This window comes from Priestia sp. RMT2NF4 (assembly GCF_047872835.1).
GTDB classification, from domain to species: Bacteria; Bacillota; Bacilli; order Bacillales; family Bacillaceae_H; genus Priestia; species Priestia zanthoxyli.
Genome location: NZ_JBLQZO010000001.1, coordinates 1,596,856 through 1,615,600, shown reverse-complemented (window position 1 = coordinate 1,615,600; position 18,745 = coordinate 1,596,856). Strand labels below are relative to the sequence as shown.

General features: G+C 40.8%; 18 protein-coding genes and 2 riboswitches. Of the genes, 15 read left to right on the top strand and 3 right to left on the bottom strand.

What is annotated here, in order from left to right:
* Positions 1 to 61: 61 nt before the first annotated feature.
* On the bottom strand, positions 62 to 991 hold the full coding sequence (locus ACMX9J_RS08700) for a DUF3298 and DUF4163 domain-containing protein (protein ID WP_416225658.1): 930 nt from the start codon (positions 989 to 991) through the stop codon (positions 62 to 64).
* A 425-nt stretch (positions 992 to 1,416) separates the two neighbouring features.
* Between ACMX9J_RS08700 and ACMX9J_RS08695 the strand changes: the two genes are divergently transcribed.
* The 5 genes from ACMX9J_RS08695 to ACMX9J_RS08675 all read left to right on the top strand — a co-directional run bounded on the left by ACMX9J_RS08695 (position 1,417) and on the right by ACMX9J_RS08675 (position 5,094).
* Complete coding sequence (locus tag ACMX9J_RS08695) at positions 1,417 to 1,674, top strand: FeoA family protein (RefSeq protein WP_108674805.1); 258 nt, start codon at positions 1,417 to 1,419, stop codon at positions 1,672 to 1,674.
* On the top strand, positions 1,667 to 2,398 hold the full coding sequence (locus tag ACMX9J_RS08690) for a FeoB small GTPase domain-containing protein (RefSeq protein ID WP_176343652.1): 732 nt from the start codon (positions 1,667 to 1,669) through the stop codon (positions 2,396 to 2,398). Before ACMX9J_RS08695 ends, ACMX9J_RS08690 begins: the two co-directional genes overlap by 8 nt.
* A 13-nt stretch (positions 2,399 to 2,411) precedes the next feature.
* Positions 2,412 to 3,779: a nucleoside recognition domain-containing protein gene (locus ACMX9J_RS08685; protein ID WP_373921268.1), complete on the top strand. Its 1,368-nt coding sequence runs from the start codon at positions 2,412 to 2,414 to the stop codon at positions 3,777 to 3,779.
* 180 nt (positions 3,780 to 3,959) lie between these two features.
* Complete coding sequence (locus tag ACMX9J_RS08680; protein ID WP_165636333.1) at positions 3,960 to 4,643, top strand: hypothetical protein; 684 nt, start codon at positions 3,960 to 3,962, stop codon at positions 4,641 to 4,643.
* A gap of 73 nt (positions 4,644 to 4,716) precedes the next feature.
* The gene (locus ACMX9J_RS08675; protein ID WP_154991898.1) at positions 4,717 to 5,094 is read left to right on the top strand and encodes a hypothetical protein; all 378 of its coding nucleotides are present in this window, start codon (positions 4,717 to 4,719) and stop codon (positions 5,092 to 5,094) included.
* A 45-nt stretch (positions 5,095 to 5,139) separates the two neighbouring features.
* Here the strand turns inward: ACMX9J_RS08675 and ACMX9J_RS08670 are convergent, their stop codons facing one another.
* The gene (locus tag ACMX9J_RS08670; RefSeq protein WP_394553974.1) at positions 5,140 to 5,520 is read right to left on the bottom strand and encodes a FixH family protein; all 381 of its coding nucleotides are present in this window, start codon (positions 5,518 to 5,520) and stop codon (positions 5,140 to 5,142) included.
* A 230-nt stretch (positions 5,521 to 5,750) separates the two neighbouring features.
* Here ACMX9J_RS08670 and ACMX9J_RS08665 point away from each other — a divergent pair, with 230 nt between their 5' ends.
* Entirely contained in the window at positions 5,751 to 6,734 is a 984-nt protein-coding gene (locus ACMX9J_RS08665) for an HD domain-containing protein (protein WP_416225657.1), read from the top strand.
* Between the two features lie 88 nt (positions 6,735 to 6,822).
* Here the strand turns inward: ACMX9J_RS08665 and ACMX9J_RS08660 are convergent, their stop codons facing one another.
* A complete protein-coding gene (locus ACMX9J_RS08660; RefSeq protein ID WP_416225656.1) occupies positions 6,823 to 7,929 on the bottom strand; it encodes a GntR family transcriptional regulator in 1,107 nt (368 codons plus the stop codon).
* 338 nt (positions 7,930 to 8,267) lie between these two features.
* On the opposite strand from ACMX9J_RS08660, the gene ACMX9J_RS08655 reads away from it, so the two are divergent.
* The 9 genes from ACMX9J_RS08655 to metE all read left to right on the top strand — a co-directional run bounded on the left by ACMX9J_RS08655 (position 8,268) and on the right by metE (position 18,726).
* A complete protein-coding gene (locus ACMX9J_RS08655; protein ID WP_416225655.1) occupies positions 8,268 to 9,899 on the top strand; it encodes a xylulokinase in 1,632 nt (543 codons plus the stop codon).
* Entirely contained in the window at positions 9,893 to 10,591 is a 699-nt protein-coding gene (locus ACMX9J_RS08650; RefSeq protein ID WP_108674800.1) for an L-ribulose-5-phosphate 4-epimerase, read from the top strand. Before ACMX9J_RS08655 ends, ACMX9J_RS08650 begins: the two co-directional genes overlap by 7 nt.
* Before the next feature lie 30 nt (positions 10,592 to 10,621).
* A complete protein-coding gene (gene araA, locus ACMX9J_RS08645; RefSeq protein ID WP_257042777.1) occupies positions 10,622 to 12,046 on the top strand; it encodes an L-arabinose isomerase in 1,425 nt (474 codons plus the stop codon).
* 145 nt (positions 12,047 to 12,191) lie between these two features.
* Positions 12,192 to 13,571: a sugar porter family MFS transporter gene (locus tag ACMX9J_RS08640; RefSeq protein ID WP_033580154.1), complete on the top strand. Its 1,380-nt coding sequence runs from the start codon at positions 12,192 to 12,194 to the stop codon at positions 13,569 to 13,571.
* Positions 13,572 to 13,714: 143 nt separating this feature from the next.
* Positions 13,715 to 13,963, top strand: a complete 249-nt coding sequence (locus tag ACMX9J_RS08635) for a hypothetical protein (RefSeq protein ID WP_416225654.1) — start codon at positions 13,715 to 13,717, stop codon at positions 13,961 to 13,963.
* A gap of 146 nt (positions 13,964 to 14,109) precedes the next feature.
* Positions 14,110 to 14,985 carry a metallophosphoesterase family protein gene (locus tag ACMX9J_RS08630; protein WP_223546690.1) on the top strand — a complete coding sequence of 292 codons (876 nt, stop codon included), beginning with the start codon at positions 14,110 to 14,112 and terminating at the stop codon, positions 14,983 to 14,985.
* A 156-nt stretch (positions 14,986 to 15,141) separates the two neighbouring features.
* Positions 15,142 to 15,312, top strand: coding sequence for a hypothetical protein (locus tag ACMX9J_RS08625; RefSeq protein WP_176343659.1), 171 nt, complete (start codon positions 15,142 to 15,144; stop codon positions 15,310 to 15,312).
* A gap of 258 nt (positions 15,313 to 15,570) precedes the next feature.
* On the top strand, positions 15,571 to 15,822 hold the full coding sequence (locus tag ACMX9J_RS08620) for a hypothetical protein (RefSeq protein WP_028414722.1): 252 nt from the start codon (positions 15,571 to 15,573) through the stop codon (positions 15,820 to 15,822).
* 80 nt (positions 15,823 to 15,902) lie between these two features.
* A riboswitch (SAM riboswitch) is annotated at positions 15,903 to 16,013 on the top strand.
* Between the two features lie 79 nt (positions 16,014 to 16,092).
* Positions 16,093 to 16,282, top strand: a riboswitch (cobalamin riboswitch).
* Positions 16,283 to 16,431: 149 nt separating this feature from the next.
* Positions 16,432 to 18,726, top strand: coding sequence for a 5-methyltetrahydropteroyltriglutamate--homocysteine S-methyltransferase (gene metE / locus ACMX9J_RS08615; protein WP_416225653.1), 2,295 nt, complete (start codon positions 16,432 to 16,434; stop codon positions 18,724 to 18,726).
* Positions 18,727 to 18,745 lie beyond the last annotated feature (19 nt).

Sequence of the window (18,745 nt, the reverse complement as noted above, 5' to 3'; positions counted from 1 at the left end):
AGAAGCATGTGAACTGATGGTTCGCATGCTTCTTTTTTTTATGTTTTTTTGTACGACTATCTTATTTATAAATGGTGGACGGAACTTTAAACGTATGAATGCCGTTAGAATACGGGCCGTACTCATACTCACCAAATATAATGGCAATGCCGCTACTTGTATAGTAAAACTGATCGTCTTTTAAATTTACAGACTTAAATTCATTAACCCAGAACTGAGCACCTTTTTTATTACGCGCAATCATTTCATTCCGGATATAGTTATTAACTTTATTCAACTTCGTATTATTGTTAATAATATCTTTTAAGCTAATTTGTCGAGCTTTTATCAAATCGTAATTGTAAGTATCAATCCAAGCGTTGCCGTGAACGCCGCCAGCGTACGCATCATTCGTAACAGCAACACTTAAAATATTATCTTGGTTGTAAGGTACAGAGTATGTCATATTACGAGAATAAGGACCTGGCGCCCAGCCGTTTTTGCGGTCTTCCTTCTCTTGTTCTTTTAGCTCGTTATGTTCTTTTTGTGCTTCTTTCGCAATATTTAAGAACTTTCGATTATAGCTAGCCTCAAATGGTTTATTGATAAGAGCAGATACCTGAGGGTAACTAATGTTGCTTGCTAAAGATTTCTTCGTAACTGTTACCCCTAAGGCTTGAATTTTGTCAATAGGGGCTTTTTCATACTTAATGCTTGATGACTTTTGAGCATAGGTACCCTTTGATACCCCATAAAGACCACCAAATTTGCTAGATTCAGAATACACGCGGAATACTTGCCCTTTTGTCACTTTTCTAGCCGCTGCTAACTTGTTGTTTTTTATGTTGTAAAGATTCGTGTTCTTTAAAACGGTAACGCGTCCTATTTGCCCTTTAACCAGTTCCTGATTCCCCCACACGACTTTTGCTTCTGCAACGGTTTGGGGTGCAAGCGGTGAAAATAACAAAGCAAAACCTAAAACAACTGCGCTAACCCTTTTGAACCTTTTCATAAAAGCCCCCTAAAGTGATTTTTGTAGGTTTTAAAACTAATACATACTTTATTTTCCAAAAAAGCTCATTCACTAGTATAGCACAACTTTACATTTTTTTACTTTTATTAATTCCTTTTTACGTAATTATTTTTCGACTTACTTTTATTAGAAAAAATAGACCAGCACTTACCACTTTATCCCTTCAGTAGAAAGAAGAAAAAAGTCAATTATTTACCCTGGACTAAAAAAGTTTCCTGTGGTAAACTTTCGGTATTATTATAAGTGAAAACTAAAATTTTTAAATAATTGATGCAGACAGGTTCACTTTTCTGCTTAAGCAGAATAGCCTATTACAAATCAACGAGTATATTTTTTTACCTTAAAAGTTGGTCTAATGAAAAAAATATAACCTTGTATAAAAAACAAGAAGGGGTGAAAAATAGATGGCTAGTGTAAAAAATTCTCCGCTGTCTACATTTACGACAGGTGAAACGGTGCAGCTAGAGCGAATTGAAATCGAAGGTGCCTTAAAGCGCCGCTTGTTAGATTTAGGGTTTATTCCAGGAGCCATCATCAAAGTGCTTCAAAAAAGCCCGTTAGGAGATCCTGTTGCTTATCAAGTCAGTCATACAACGATTGGTCTCAGAAAAGAAGAAAGCTCAAAAATTTATGTGAAAAAAGTAGGTGACGACGTTGAGTGAGTATCGCATTGCATTAGCAGGAAATCCGAACACGGGAAAAAGTACGTTATTTAACGGATTAACCGGTCTTAAGCAGCACACGGGAAACTGGACGGGGAAAACTGTAGCCAAAGCAGAAGGGACGTTTGAACATCACCAGCAGCTCTACACAATCGTCGATCTGCCTGGAACGTATTCACTTTATTCAAATTCGGCAGACGAAGAAGTAGCGCGCGATTATATTTTATTTGAAAGACCTGACGTGACGGTTGTTGTGGTCGATGCAACGGCGATGGAACGAAATCTTAATTTAGCTCTGCAGGTAATGGAAATGACGGAAAACGTCGTGATTTGCGTGAACTTAATGGATGAAGCAAAGAAAAAAGGAATTGTAATTAACGAAAAAAAGCTGGCTGAATCTTTAGGGGTACCGGTTGTGCCTATATCAGCTCGCAATAAAAAAGGCATTACGAATTTACTGGATGCGATTGAAGGAGTCGTACGCGGGGAAGTAAAGCTTACTCCTTATCAGGTGCAGTACACAAAAGAAATTGAAGCATCGCTAAAAGAGCTAGAACCTCAAGTTGCTTCTATTGTGGGAAATCAATTTCCTCTCCGCTGGATTGCTTTACGAGTTCTTGATGGAGATACGTCGTTTTTAGAGACGATTCAGCAACGTCAACAAAAAGATATCAGCCACACAGAAAGGAGGAACAGCGCATATGGGAAATCCGTTAACTCCTGAAAACTCATTAGCGATGGAACAGCTAACGCGCTATGCGCAGCAGGCAAAAGAAAAAGATCATCGTTCAAATATGGTCGCAAGCATTTATCAGTCTTCACAGCAAATATGTAAAAAAGCCGTTGTGTACCAAGACCGCTCAAAGCTTCAGCGCACGGAGAAATTGGATAAAGTCTTCACTTCGCCAATCTGGGGATTTCCGATTATGCTTGGTATTTTATCGGTCATCTTTTATATCACTATAGCAGGCGCAAACGTTCCTTCTGGATTAATCGCAGATGGGTTTAGCTGGGCAGAAGGATATTTAACAGCTTTCTTTCAAGCGATGCATGCGCCAGAATGGCTGCACGGAATTCTTGTACTAGGACTGTTTCGCGGTACGGGATGGGTCATTAGCGTGATGCTGCCTCCGATGGCCATCTTTTTCCCGGTGTTTGCCCTTTTAGAAAACTACGGCTACTTGCCTCGCGTCGCGTTTAATATGGATCGTTTGTTCAAACGAGCAGGTGCACACGGCAAGCAGTCCCTGACGATGGCAATGGGGTTTGGATGTAACGCCGCAGCGATTATGTCAACGCGTATTATTGAATCGCCGCGTGAACGTATGATGGCGATTTTAACGAATAACTTTGTTCCATGTAACGGCAGATGGCCTACGCTGATTTTATTAGCTTCTTTATTTATGGCAACAGGCTTTACAGGGAGTGCTAAAACTTTCGTAACGGCGCTTGTTGTAGTGGGAACGGTGTTATTTGGAATTGTTGTGACGCTGTTTGTATCGTGGGCCCTGTCTAAAACGGCGCTGCGCGGAGTTCCAACACACTATACGCTGGAGCTTCCGCCTTACCGTAAGCCAAAATTTGTAGATACAATTGTACGCGCAACGCTGGATAAATCGCTGTTCGTGTTAAAACGCGCGATTATTGTTGCAGCACCCGCGGCGGTGTTAACGTGGGTATTGGCTAATATCTATATTGGCGATACGAGTATTTTAATGCACTTTGTTCAGTTTCTTGATCCGTTTGCCAAGACGCTAGGACTAGACGGGTATATATTAGCTGCTTTTATTATTGGCTTGCCCGCTAATGAAATTGTTGTACCGGTTTTACTGATGGCGTATTTATCAACGGGCTCATTAATTGAAATTGAAGATGCAACAAGACTCAAACAAATTTTCCTTGATCACCACTGGACGTGGCTAACGGCTCTTAATATGATGCTGTTTTCGCTTCTGCATTTTCCGTGCGGAACAACGCTTGTGAACATTTATAAAGAAACCAAAAATGTTAAGTGGACGTTTCTTGCTTTTGCGATTCCAACAGTGATTGCGATTGGGGTTACGTTTGCGGTTGCTCAAGTGGTAAAAGCGTTTAACCTTATTTAAATATGAAATAAACGTGCAGGGCTTTGCGAAAAGCCCTGTATTTTTTATGAGCTGCTGTTTTAATAGATTTTTAGTTTCCCCACGGGTGATGAATTGATATTTTTTAGATGAAATGGTAATTTATATGGTGTGTATTTCTTTTATGATATGCACAGATTTAACTTCTGGGGGAGAACAACTATGGCAAAAAACAAGGCAGCAGAAACCATCTGCTGGCTGGCAATCCTTGCTCTCCTTATTCTCAGTATCGTAAATGTCGTTTATAAAGGTACAAAACAAACGCTTCTATTTACGAGAGATGAGCTGAAGTCTGGAGAAGTAAGCAAAAGCTGGGAATCGTTTCGAAAAGAGCAGCAGCTGTCACAGCACAAAGCAAAAATAGAAAATTTTCGTTTAACGCTAGATAGAGATCAAAACATATCTTCTATGCGGTTTACAGTGATAGATCCTTCTGATAATAACTCCTATAAAATGTTGGGTTACAGCTCTTGTTTTTCATGTGAAGATCAAGGAGAGGACTGGTTGACGGTTACAAGCGACAAAGTTGATGGAAAGCCTGCTCAATATGACCGATTAATGACCGCAGATGAGTTCTTTTCGAAGGTGGAAATCCTTAACAACCAGCATTTCTTTACAACTAGTCGCTATGCGTACACGCACCTTTATTCTACCGGTGAGTACGAGAATACGAGCTATGACGGTCCTTACTTTGTTCTAGAGGGAACGGAGTTAAAACAACTACAAACCTCTCATTCTTCGAACAAAGATTATCGTGATTACGGCAGCATACAAGTGATTGGCAGCAACAGTTCGGGAAGCTATGAGACAAGCGAGGGTACGACCAAAAGCGTTATCATCAGGTAAAAAGAAGCGGCGGTTTGCATCACGAGAGATTAATAGAAAAAAGCGCCAATGAAATGCTAAAAGGAGGCTGACGGTGGGGATATTTTTTAATAAAATAGATTCAAACAAGAGAAGTAAGTATCAAACAAGGCTGTATTCTTGCTTCACTGTTCTCATCATAATCAATGTGATTAACAGCTGGTTTCTCGAGTGGCTGTGGCTTTATATCACCACAAGTAGCGTTCTTGTTATACTAGTCGTATTCCTGCTCAAAACACCTAAACGTGATTTAGAGAAAGAGTGGAAGCAGCTAGAAATAGAGAAAGACGAGGCTTTTGAAAACAGAGTCAATTTGATGATGATGAATGGCCGAAGTGACGTTCAGGCTATTAAATACATACGAAAAGAAAAAAATCTTGGTCTGCTTCATGCGAAGCAGTATCTTGACCGTATTAAAGAATCAAAGAAATAATAAAAGCGACCTTTGACAAGCAGAGGTCGCTTTTTGATAGGCTATTTATTCTTTCTCGCCAACCGTCACTTTTTTCGTAAACATTTTCATGTCGCCTTTTATCGTCACATGAGCGGTAATCGTATATTCGCCGTCGTCTTTAAACGTATAGTCGGTGCTGTATGCGCCGTTATCCTGATGTTTTGCATCGATCATTTCTTGATTAATATAGCCTTCTTTTTCGACTTGGATTTGTACGGCATCTGCATTTTCTATCTTTTTGTCTCCTTGTGTAACGAGCACGTTAATAGCTGTTTTTTCATTTGCTTTAATGGTTTGAGGGACTTCAATTGTTCCTTTAACTTCCTGTGATTTTTGCTCGTTTCCTTTTGAACAGCCGACTACGGCAATGACTAAAATGAGCAGCAGCATACTAAGCTTTTTCATAAATATCTCCTTTTTATCTTACTTTCTACTAGTAAATAAATTTCTCCATAAAACTTTATCACTTAAGTTATAAAATAAAATCATCCCAATGAGTGATTTTTTATGAGTGTGACGGCAAGAAAATTGAACATTTTGTTACAAAAAATAGGTTACTATCACAATGCGGCTTTACAGCATTGTGTCTTGACCTTAGGATTAAACATAATAAGCTAGGAAAGGGAGAGAAGGATATGCTTACACTTTATGATGAACTGTACGGCAATTTTGAAGCAGAAGGCGTTCTTTTAGAACTGATTCAAAGTGACCCCGTACAGCGTTTAAAAGGAATTTACCAAGGCGGAGCGAGCCGGTTTGTAAATGAAAAATGGAATACTACTCGATATGATCATTCCATTGGTGCGATGATGCTTGTACATAGGCTAGGAGGCTCTTTGGAAGAGCAAATAGCGGCTTTATTACATGACGTTTCACATACGGCATTTTCTCATGTAATTGACTATGTTTTGGAACAAAAAGAAGAAAATTATCATGAAATGATTTACGAACAAATTGTGACCGGGTCGTCTATTCCTTCTATTTTAACGAGCGCCGGTTTAAACTGGCGAGATATCTTACTTGATGAAAGCCAGTGGACGCTGCTTGAACAGAACGCTCCGCGCTTATGCGCTGACCGCGTGGATTATACGCTGAGGGATTTGTACGTATGCGGCGAGATTACTTTACAAGAAGTGCATGCGTTTTTGGATCAGCTTGTCGGATTTAATGGACAAATGGCGTGCAGTAATTTATCAGCGGCAGAGTGGTTTGTGGATGCTTACTACAAAGAAGTCATTGACTTTTTTATGAATCCGCTCAATATGTTTGGGAATTATCAGCTGACGGAAATTATCAAGCTTGCTTTGCAGAAAGATATAGTGTCTATGGAAGATTTTTTAAAGCAGGATGACGATGTGATTAGGTTGCTGAAAAACGCTGGAGATAGCAGCATTGAAGGGATGTTATCTGCTCTTTTTAACAGCAAAGTAGAAACAGGAACTGCGTCTTGTTATGATGTTTACCAAACGACAAAAATGCGCTGGGTTGATCCTCTTGTTATTGGTTCAGATGGGGCGGCTCCTGTATCTCAGCTATCACTTACCGCTAAAAGAGCAATAGAGCAAGCGAAACAAAGGATAGAAAAAGGAGTATATATCATCGTTCAGGCTCCGTTATAAAATGAATCGTTACATAAAAAAGGGGATGCAATAATGTGCATCCCCTTATCTTATAAGAAGTTTTATAGACCTCTAAGGAAGCCTTCTCTTAACGAACTTCATCACGCTTCGCAGTTAATTCTTTAATCGTTTCTCCTTCAACTAACACAGGCTGATAGTAAGTTTCGTTGGGCAAATCTTTTTTGCCCTGCAGCTTTTTAATGATCCAATCAGCCGCATCGCGTCCCATTTGTTCCTGCGGATGGGTTAACGTTGTTAAATTAATCGTCGCATTTTTAGCGATGTACGAATTGTCTTGACCAATAATTGACAACTTGTCCGGAATGGAAATGCCAAGCTGTCTGCATACATTTACGACTTCTAACCCTACTTCATCGTTATAGCAGACAAGAGCGGTCATTTCGTCTTGATTTTCAGTAAGAAACTCTTTTAAATTAGCGTACAAATCGAGCTTTGTTTCGGTGTTAAAAGACAAAATATGCTCAGGCTGAAAGCGGAGTTTTGCATCACCGAGCGCTTTTATGTAGCCTTTCATTCGGTATTTTCCTTGCAAGTCATCCATTTTTGCAATAAGTCCAATGTGTGTATGTCCTTTTGAAATTAATTCATTTGTGGCAAGGTAGCTTGACTGAACGTCATCTAAACAAAAAAACGGAACCTCTAATTCTTCGTAGTAGGCGTTAATCATCGTAAATGGAACGTCTTGTTCTTTGAATGATAAATAATACGAGATGTTTGGATTGTACAAATTACTTTTTGTAGGCTCAACAATTAAGCCGTCTACTCCGTAGGAAAGCATCATTTCCAGCGCTTTTTTTTCTTGTTCCACATCATTATTCGTGCTCGCCAGCAGCAGCGAATAATTATCTTTATTTAATCTGCTTTCAATTCCGCGAATGATAGAAGGGAAAATGTAGTCGGAAATATACGTGGTAATAACGCCGATCGTTTTGTTGGCAGAAGCCCCGCTCGCTTTGGATTGATACTGATTGCTTACATAGGTGCCAGACCCTTTTTCGCTTCTTAAAAATCCTTCATTCGACAGCTCTAAAATCGCTTTTCGAACCGTATGTCTGCTGACACCATACGTTTCTTGCATGACCGATTCAGTCGGGATTTGCTCGCCAATGCTGTAATCGCCTGAAAGAATTTTGCTTTTTATATCCTCAATAATCACCTGATATTTTGGCTTCATGTTTTCACTTCTTTCGTAGTTGTATACATTCAACTTTTTTTATGTGTAAAATTTGTATGGACATATTTTATCATGAACGTGAATAAATGAAAAGATTTCCGTAATTTTTAATCAAAAGGAAAATGATTTAAGGGTTGAATACCGATTTTTTAAAAGTTTAAGAAGAGAATAGTAGGGTGTTTTGAGTATTTGTGTGCATATATAATTTTATTATTGACAAATGTACGTACAAATAAATATACTTAAGTTGTTAACAAATTCAAACAGCGTTACATAAAACGGAAAGCGCTTCCTTACTGCTATAGGTATCTTTATAGCTATCAGAAAGGAGATTAAACGTGAAAACAACTCAAGAAACCATAAAACAAGCAATTGCTAAAGGAAAAACGTCCCTTGGAATTGAACTTGGATCTACTCGTATTAAAGCGGTGCTGATTGACGAAAATTTTGAAACGATCGCATCAGGCAGTTATGAATGGGAAAATCTCTTGGAAGACGGTTTTTGGACGTACAACTTACTTAATATTATTACAGGTTTGCAAAGTGCTTACCGTGAAATGAAGCAAGAAGTGGAACGAAGCTACGGAATCACCATTCGAACAGTTGGCTCTATCGGCGTTTCAGCTATGATGCACGGATATATGGCGTTTGATAAAACGGGTGAGCTGCTTGTTCCGTTTCGAACGTGGCGTAATGCAACAACAAGCGAAGCAGCAAAAGAATTAACTGAACATTTTAACTTTAATATTCCTGAACGATGGAGCATTGCGCATCTGTATCAGGCAATCATCAATCAAGAAAAACACCTGCCGCGCATCCATTACATAACAACGCTAGCCGGCTATATTCACTGGCTGCTGACGGGCAGTAAAGCGCTTGGGATTGGAGATGCCTCGGGGATGTTTCCGATTGATGAACGCACAAAAAATTACAGTGAAGATATGATGAAGAAGTTTGATGAGCTTATTTCTTACAAAGGATATCCGTGGCAACTATCAGATATTCTGCCTGCAGTTCATACTTCAGGCGAGCAAGCAGGCACGTTAACAGCGATAGGAGCTAGCATTTTAGATCAATCGAAAAATTTGCAGCCGGGCATTCCGTTTTGTCCTCCAGAAGGAGATGCAGGAACGGGAATGGTGGCGACAAACAGCGTAAGAAAACGCACGGGAAATGTTTCAGTAGGAACGTCCGTTTTTGCGATGATTGTACTAGATAAAAAGCTTTCAAAAGTCTATCCGGAAATTGATTTGGTTACCACGCCAAACGGCAGTCCAGTTGCCATGGTTCATGCGAATAACTGCTCAAGCGACTTAAACGCTTGGCTCGGATTGTTTCGTGAATTTTCGGAGGCGATGGGGCAAAAAGTAGAGTCGGATAAATTGTTTGAAGTGATGTTAAATAAAGCGTTAGAAGCTGATCCTGATGGAGGGGGCTTGCTTAGCTACGGCTATTTCTCAGGTGAAAATATTACCGGAGTAGAAAGTGGACGTCCGCTATTTGTCCGGTCAGCAAAAAGCAATTTTAATCTAGCAAACTTTATGAGAACGCATCTTTTTACAGCTTTTGGCGCTTTAAAAATCGGAATGGATCTTTTAGTCAAAGAAGAAAATGTAAAGATTCACAGCATTTTAGCACACGGAGGATTATTTAAAACGCCGGTAGTGGGTCAAAAAATGATGGCAGCGGCAATTAATACCCCGGTTTCCGTCATGGACACAGCGGGAGAAGGCGGCGCGTGGGGCATGGCTATTCTTTCTTCTTATATGCTCAATAAAAGTGAGAATGAAAGTTTAGAAGATTTCTTGGATGATAAAGTTTTTAAAGAAGTGACCGCACAGCAAATCTACCCTGACGAACTCGATGTAAAAGGGTTTGAAGCATTTATTAAAAGATATAAAAAAGGGCTAGTAATTGAAAAAGCAGCTGCCGAGCATCACAGCGAAGAACGGGAGGAGTTACTGTGCTAGATAAATTAAAAGAAGAAGTATTTCAAGCAAACCTCGATTTGCCAAAACACGGACTGGTCAAGTACACGTGGGGAAATGTAAGTGCAGTTGATCGAGACAGCGGTTTGTTTGTGATTAAACCAAGCGGGGTGACGTATGAAAAAATGACGGCCAAAGATATGGTCGTCGTAGACCTAGATGGCCGAGTGGTAGAAGGTGAGCTTAATCCGTCCTCTGATACACTGACGCACGCAGTACTATATAAACACTATCCCGAAATTGGCGGTATTGCTCATACGCATTCAACGTGGGCGACCATTTGGGCTCAAGCAGGACTTGATGTGCAGGCAATGGGAACGACTCATGCTGATACCTTCTATGGTTCCGTACCGTGCGCGCGCTTTTTGACAGAAAAAGAAGTGAATGACGGATATGAAGTTGAAACGGGCAAGGTGATTATTGAAACGTTTGAAAAGCGCGGCTTAGATGTGCTAGCAGTTCCTGGAATTTTACTTCAAGGACACGGGCCGTTTACGTGGGGAAAAGACGCCAAAACGGCGGTAATGAACAGCGTTGTATTAGACGAAGTATCAAAAATGAATTTCTTTACCCAAAAATTAAACGGACTGGCTGAAGAGCTGCCTCAGCGCATATTAGACAAACATTATTTACGAAAACACGGACAAAACGCGTATTACGGGCAAGGGAATTAAAAGGCTTACATACAGAAAAGGGGATTTATCATGTTAAAAACGACTCAAAAAGAATTTTGGTTTATTGTTGGTTCACAGCACCTTTACGGAAAAGAAGCGCTAGCAGAAGTAAAAGCACACGCGCAAAGTATGACTGATGCTTTAAATGAAAGCGGTGTCTTACCTTATCCGCTTGTGCTGCAAGATTTAGCTGTGAACGCTGATACGATTACAAGCATGATGAAAGAAGTGAATTACCGAGATGAAGTTGCCGGGGTGATCACATGGATGCATACGTTCTCGCCTGCAAAAATGTGGATTCGCGGTACAAAATTACTGCAAAAACCGCTGCTTCATTTGGCAACACAATTTAACGAAAGCATTCCTTGGGAAACGATTGATATGGATTTTATGAACTTGAATCAGTCCGCTCACGGTGATCGTGAATACGGCTTTATCAACGCGCGTTTGAACAAGAAAAATAAAATCGTAGTAGGCTACTGGGAGCGCCCCGAAGTACAGCAGCAAATTGCACAGTGGATGGACGTAGCCGCTGCTTATAACGAAAGCTTCAACATTAAAGTCGCGCGTTTCGGCGACAATATGCGCAACGTGGGGGTAACAGAAGGAGATAAAATCGAAGCGCAAATTCAATTTGGCTGGACGGTTGACTACTTTGGAATCGGTGACCTTGTTCAATATGTCAATGCCGTTACGGAAGAAGAAATCAATGATTTGTTTGCTGAATATGCCGACGCATATGAGTTTGTCTACGGCGATTATTCTGCAGAAGACTGGGAATCTAGCGTAAAAGTACAGGCAAGCTATGAAATTGCGATTAAACGTTTTCTAGACGAAGGCGGCTACAGCGCTTTTACGACTAACTTTGAAGATTTGTACGGTATGAAACAGCTTCCTGGTCTAGCGGTACAGCGCTTGATGGCAAAGGGATACGGATTTGCTGGTGAAGGAGACTGGAAAACAGCCGCACTTGACCGTTTGCTTAAAGTAATGAGCCATAATCAGTCAACGGGCTTTATGGAAGACTACACGTATGAATTGGCTCCCGGACGTGAGTCAGTGCTTCAATCACACATGCTTGAAGTAGACCCAACGCTAGCGGTAAACAAGCCAAAACTAATCGTTTCTCCGCTAGGTATCGGCAACCGCGAAGACCCGGCCCGCTTAGTGTTTGACGGTAAACAAGGAGAAGGCGTAGTCGTTTCTATGGCTGACTTCGGCACGCATTACAAGCTGTTAATTAACGAAGTATCGGCATTTGAGCCGGAAGTTCCAGCTCCACATCTTCCGGTGGCGCGCGTGCTTTGGAACATTAAGCCGAACTTCCAAGACGGCGTTAAAGCGTGGATTGAAAACGGAGGAGGACATCATACAGTTCTTTCATTAAATTTAACTACGGATCAAATTGTGAGCTATGCAAAGCTTGTGAATTTAGAGTACGTCATTATTAAGTAAGCATCATTACTTCCAAGGGAGCGCTGCTTCCTTGGAAGTGAAAATATAGCGTCAGTAAAAGAACGCCGTTTTTAGAAATAAATGAAAGCGTTTTAAATAAGTGTGGCAGGAAGAAAAACTAAGACAATACAAAGGGGATATAATCATGAGTAAAGTATCAAGTAAGTTTATCTTCTTCTTCGGCTCATTTGCCGGTATTTTATTCGGTTATGATATTGGGATTATTGCTGGTGCAGAAGGTCATATCCGTGAAGCGTTTCATTTAAGTCCGCTCTGGCTGGGGATTGTGGTTTCATCGCTCATGGGCGGAGCCATTATCGGTTCTATTTTAAGCGGATTATTAGGTGATAAGTTTGGACGAAGAAAGTTAATTTTAATTTCCTCTATCATTTTTCTGTTAGGCTCCATCGGTTCAGCGATTGCACCAGAGGAAATTACGTTAACGATTGCGCGCGTCTTTTTAGGTACAGCAGTGGGAACGGCTTCTTCGTTAGTTCCTGCCTATATGTCAGAAATCGCACCTGCTCATATTCGCGGGAAGCTTTCAGGTTTAAATCAGCTAATGATTGTAATTGGATTATTATTAAGCTATATCGTAGCCTTTATTTTTGAGCCGGTTCCAAACAGCTGGCGATTAATGCTTGGAAGCGCCGGTATTTTTGCGATCGTTTTATGCATCGGGATGATCAAGCTTCCGGAGTCACCTCGCTACTTAATTAAAAACGGAATGGCAGATAAAGCGCGTGAAGTGCTGCGCACGCTTCGTTCCTCAGCAGCTGAAGTCGAAGCTGAAGTATCTGAAATTCAAAGCGTAGCTGTGCATGAACAATCAGGCATTAAACAGCTGTTTCAGAAAAAGTTTCGTTTAGCTTTAATTATCGGTGTCGGAATGGCAACTTTTCAGCAAATTCAAGGCTCCAACTCAATTGTTTATTATGCAACAAGCATTGCCCGTCAAGTTGGTTTAGCGCCGCAGGTAGCTGCTGGTTTTACGGTTATTGTTGGGGTAATCTTCGTTGTGACAACACTTATTTTTCTGCAGTTTGTTGATAAATTTAATCGCCGTACTATTCTTACGGTTGGCGGAGCGGGAATGGCTCTTTCCTTTTTTACCCCGGCTATTCTTGGAGCAGTAGGCGTTAATGAATCCGTCGTGAACTGGGTTACGTTAATTGCACTGTGCTGCTTTATCCTTTGCTATGCGTTTTCTTGGGCGCCGCTTACGTGGATCATTGTAGGAGAAATTTTCCCGCTTTCTGTACGCGGAATCGGTGCTGGAATTTCATCTGCCTTTAACTGGACAGGATCGCTGGCAGTAGGGCTTGTGTTTCCTATTTTAGCCGATCAGTTTAGCTTAGGCGTAATCTTTTCAACATTTGGGATCATTTGTGTTCTCGGATTATTCTTCATACGCTTTGTAGTTGTTGAAACAAAAGGACGTAGCCTAGAGCAAATTGAAACGGACATGGCAGCTCGCTCTGAAAGAAATTCTTTAAGTCCAGTTGAGCGTAATAAATACGTTTAATTGTCGTAAATGTTTTAAATGTAAGGTGCTGCGATAAAAGTATGTTAGCCGAAGTGAAAAACGAACCATTAATCAAACACTTTGATTAGTGGTTCGTTTTTTATGGTGAACGCAGGTTTCAGCTGTTTCATTTCTTCTAGCAGTTGATTGGAGAGCAAGGCGAAGACTCCTGGGGGAAAAGCGGAACAGATGAGACCCCGCAGGCGCACAAGCGACGAGGAGGCTCATCGACCGCCCCCGGAAAGCGAAGCCTTGCACGGAAATCAACTGCGGGGCAACAAGCGGTTCAGCTCATGTCGGCCTTTGTTCGTCTTTGGATTATGCTCCAGCTCTTATTAATAGATACTGAGATTCTAGCTTTTATGTTGTCCTATCCGTGCTTAACAAAATGAAAGAATAGATAGGCTATGGAAACTCATTTAAATGTGCGTTCTTCTTACAAGAAGATAGTGACCTTCATCAGCAAATTCTCATATAAATAAGTAAGCTTGTTTACTTTTAACTAAATTTATTTAGTAATAGGGGGATTAACTAGTTGATGAATTTGACGCTTCATGAACGTTCTGAAAAGTTATTAAAGCAAAGAATTAAACAATTAAATCCGAGAGATCCATTCAACTTTGTTTTTATGGGCGACAGCAGAGGTGACGGACCAAACGATAATTGTTACACGATGAGCGGTGAATTTGAGCTTGTGTTAAAAAAGGCGGTGGAATTGAATCCGCTGTTTATTATTCATGGGGGAGACACCGTGTATACAGGAGAAAAGAGGTATTTGGAGCACTTTGTTAAAGTTGTCGAAAAAATAGCACCAAACATTCCCGTGTTTGTATGCGTAGGGAATCATGATGAATTAAACCTTGAAGAAAGCAACCTCGAAAACTTCAGAGCCACTATCGGAAAAGTGCACTGGGTCATTGATATTCCTGTCTTTAACTTCCGGTGCATCGCATTAAATAATATCATCAGTCCCAAGAATAAAATATATGGATTTACAGATAGAGAGCTGAATTATTTAGAGCAGCAGCTAGAGGATGCTCCTCGTAATACCGTTGTAGCCATGCATGCGCAGCCAAATATTGGCCGGTGGTCAGACCTGGGAGGTTTTCCTGTAACGACTCCTCAAAGTCAAGAATTTTTTGATTTAATTCAAGAACATCGCGTGAAAAAAGTGTTAGTCAGCCACGTGCATGCGTATGACGAGCAGTTTATTAGAAAAAACAGAAACGGGTCGTTTACGCTTGGAAGAGGTACTGATTTTGTATTATCAGGAGGCGCGGGTGCTCCCCTTGATTTTGAACCGCCTTTAATTTTAAATAATTATAATTTTACGGAGTTTTTTGTTAGCCGGTACGACATTTTAGGACCTCTTCTTTGGAAGGATTTTGGACGACCTCGAAGAAGTTGTTTGTAAAAACAAGAAAGTAGAAAGCTAGGTTCAAAAAAAGAGGCTGGGAAAAAAGGGTTTTAGGCGAAATGAAAAATGAACCACTAATCAAGCATCTTGATTAGTGGTTCATTTTTTTATTAGGGTAAACGTAGATTTCATGTGTATAGGTCTTTCTAGCAGGTGATTGGAGGACAAGACGAAGACTCCTGCGGGAAAAGCGGAACAGGTGAGACCCCACAGGAGCTTATGCGACGAGGAGGCTCAGCGACCGCCCGCGGAAAGCGAAGTCTTGTACGGAAATCAACTGCGGTGTCACAAGCGATTCAGCTCATGAATCCCATTTGCCTTTAGATTGGATTCACTTCGTTATGTCTCAACCTCTTTTGGAAAACCGTACGAAACCTTGTAGCAGAAGGCTAAGCCAAGCGTTATAATAGATAGTGAATGATGATATATTCTCTATATTTGTCATATATTTGTATTACATATGTAATTGAAGAAAAACATTCACTTGATATACTGTTTAATGACTTAACTTTATCTTAACATTCACAGTGAAATGCCTGTTTATAGAAACTTAGAACATACACAGCAAATGGAGGAGCTATCATGGCAAACGAAAAGATGCAAGAAGGACTCAATCGTTTTATTAAGGAAGATTTAAATGACCTTTTAGGTAGACTGTTCCCCCTAATGGACCGAGAATGTGCGGAAGAAAAGAGAATGCTTATCGAAACGGCGGTAGAGTACATTTATTCTTCAGGGTATCATCAAGGAGCAAAAGACTTGATCGAAACACATCGAAAAGATGATTACAAATTATTAAGGCAAAAATTAGCGTCAACGCCTCCTGAAAACTAATTTTTTTGAAATTTCTTTTGACAACATAAATGTAAGGTGTTAAGATGACTCTACATTCAAAATATTATAAACAATTAAAACTCTTATTGAGAGAGGCGGAGGGACTGGCCCTGTGAAGCCCGGCAACCATTTAACAATCTTGTTAAAAAGGTGCTACATCCTGCAAAGCGTACAGCTTTGAAAAATAAGAGAGGATTTCATAGATACTATGCCTCTCTATTCATAATAGAGAGGCTTTTTATTTTATGTGAAGGTGTTTTGAATGAACAATTTCATAGAAATGCATCAGGTGCTGTGTAACGAATGTACGCAGCTTAAAAGGGAAGACCGGTGAAAAGCCGGCGCGGTCCCGCCACTGTAATGGGGAGCAACTTATTAACCACTGTTTCATGTTGAAATGGGAAGGGATAGGAAGCGATGAACCTAAGTCAGGAGACCTGCCTGTTGTATGCACTTAAGCTCTACGGGATATAGAGAGGAGTGAGGAATACGTGTTGAGAAAAACAGGCTATCTCAACTTTAGTTAAGTATGCGTATCATCTCTCTTTTCATTTCGAAAAGAGAGATTTTTTAGTTTAGCGATAAAAAAATATACAGGGAGTGGAAAAAATGAGCAGTGTAAAAAGTTCAAATGTAGGTTATCCAAGAATTGGTGAAAAACGAGAATGGAAAAAAGCGCTTGAGCAGTTTTGGGCAGGAAAGCTAGAGAAAGATATCTTTCTACAGGAAATTGAAGCTCTTCGTCTAGGACATCTAAAAAAACAGCGTGACGCAGGAATTGAATTAATTCCAGTCGGCGATTTTAGCTTATACGATCACGTGTTAGATACAGCCGCTATGTTTGGTTTGGTGCCAAAGCGCTTTGAATATAACGGAGGCCCGGTATCCCTTGAAACGTATTTTGACATCGCCCGAGGAACAAAAGGTGCGGTAGCTTCTACGATGACAAAATGGTTTAACACAAATTATCACTACATCGTACCCGAGCTTGACGAATATACGCCTGCCCTTGTAGAAAATCGTCCGCTTCAATTTTACAAAGAAGCAAAGCAAAAGCTGAATATCAAAGGCAAGCCCGTTATTTTAGGTCCAGTAACATTTGTGAAGCTGTCAAAAGGATATAAAAAAAGTGAGTTTAAGAAAGTAGTTGAACAGTTTGTTCCTCTTTATGCAACAATCTTAGCGGAGCTGGAGGCAGAAGGGGTCGAGTGGGTACAAATAGATGAGCCGATTTTAGCTACAACGCTATCAAAAGAAGAGGTGGCACTGTATAAAGAAGTCTATAAAGCTTTGAAAAAAGCGGCACCGAATGTAAAAGTCATTTTGCAGACGTATTTTGACAGCGTAGATTACTATAAAGAAGTAGTTGCTCTTCCTGTTCACGGAATTGGATTGGATTTTGTACATGACCGAGGCGAAAATCTCACGGCGCTTAATAAATATGGGTTTCCAACTGATAAAGTGCTGGCAGCAGGAGTGATTGACGGACGAAACATTTGGCGTGAAAACTTGGACGAACAGCTTTTAACAATCAGTGAAATTGAAGAAGCCGTATCAAAAGACCGTTTGATTCTGCAGCCTTCATCAAGTTTATTACATGTTCCTGTCACGGTGAAAAGCGAAAAAACCATTGAGCCAATTCTAAAAAACGCGCTGTCTTTTGCAGATGAAAAGCTAAAGGAAATCACGCTTTTAACAAAAGCGGTGCAGCAAGGAAAAGAAGCAATTGAAAAAGAAATAAGTGTAAGCAAACAGGCGATTCAAGCATTAAATGGATCATCTTTTCGAAATCACCAAGACGTGCAAAAAGAGCTGAAGCAGCTGCACAGCTATAAAGCAGAGCGCCAAGCGCCGTTTGACGTACGTCAACGCGTTCAGCAAGAAGCGTTTCAACTGCCGCTTCTTCCAACGACAACAATTGGAAGCTTTCCGCAAACAAAAGAAGTGCGAAAAGAGCGTCTGAAGTGGCGTAAAGGAGAGTTAAGCGATGAAGCATATGAAGCGTACATTAACGCTGAAATCAAAAAATGGATTGAAATTCAAGAAGACATCGGCTTAGATGTTCTTGTGCACGGAGAGTTTGAGCGTACCGACATGGTTGAATACTTCGGTGAAAAATTAGGAGGCTTTCAGTTTACGAAGTTTGGCTGGGTGCAATCATACGGTTCTCGCTGCGTCAAGCCGCCGCTTATTTACGGAGATGTCTCGTACGAGCAGGCGATGACGATCAAAGAAACGGTCTACGCACAGTCTCTAACCAATAAGCCTGTTAAAGGAATGCTGACGGGGCCGATTACGATTTTAAACTGGTCATTTGTGCGTGATGATATCCCGCGCTACGACGTGGCAAATCAAATTGCGCTTGCTCTTAGAAAAGAAGTGGAAGCACTTGAAAGTCAGGGCATCTCAATGATTCAAGTAGATGAACCGGCGCTGCGTGAAGGACTGCCGTTAAAACGAGAAAACTGGGAAAGCTACTTGAACGCCGCGGTGTACGCGTTCAAATTAGCCACGGTATCGGTGCAAAACGAGACGCAAATTCACACGCATATGTGCTATTCGGAATTCGAAGAGATTATTGATGCGATCAAAGCGCTTGATGCCGACGTGATTTCCATTGAAACGTCCAAAAGCCACGGTGAATTAATTTATGCGTTTGAAAAACATACGTATAACCAGGGAATTGGACTTGGCGTATATGATATCCACAGCCCGCGCGTACCGAAGCTTGAAGAGCTGACACGAAACATTGACCGCGCTCTAAAAGTGCTTGATCCTGCATTGTTTTGGATTAATCCCGACTGCGGTCTTAAAACAAGAGGAATCAGCGAGACGGTGGAAGCTTTAAAAGTGATGGTTGAGTCTGCAAAACAAACAAGAAAAAATTTATTACAAAACGCTTAATAACAAGAAAGTCAAGACC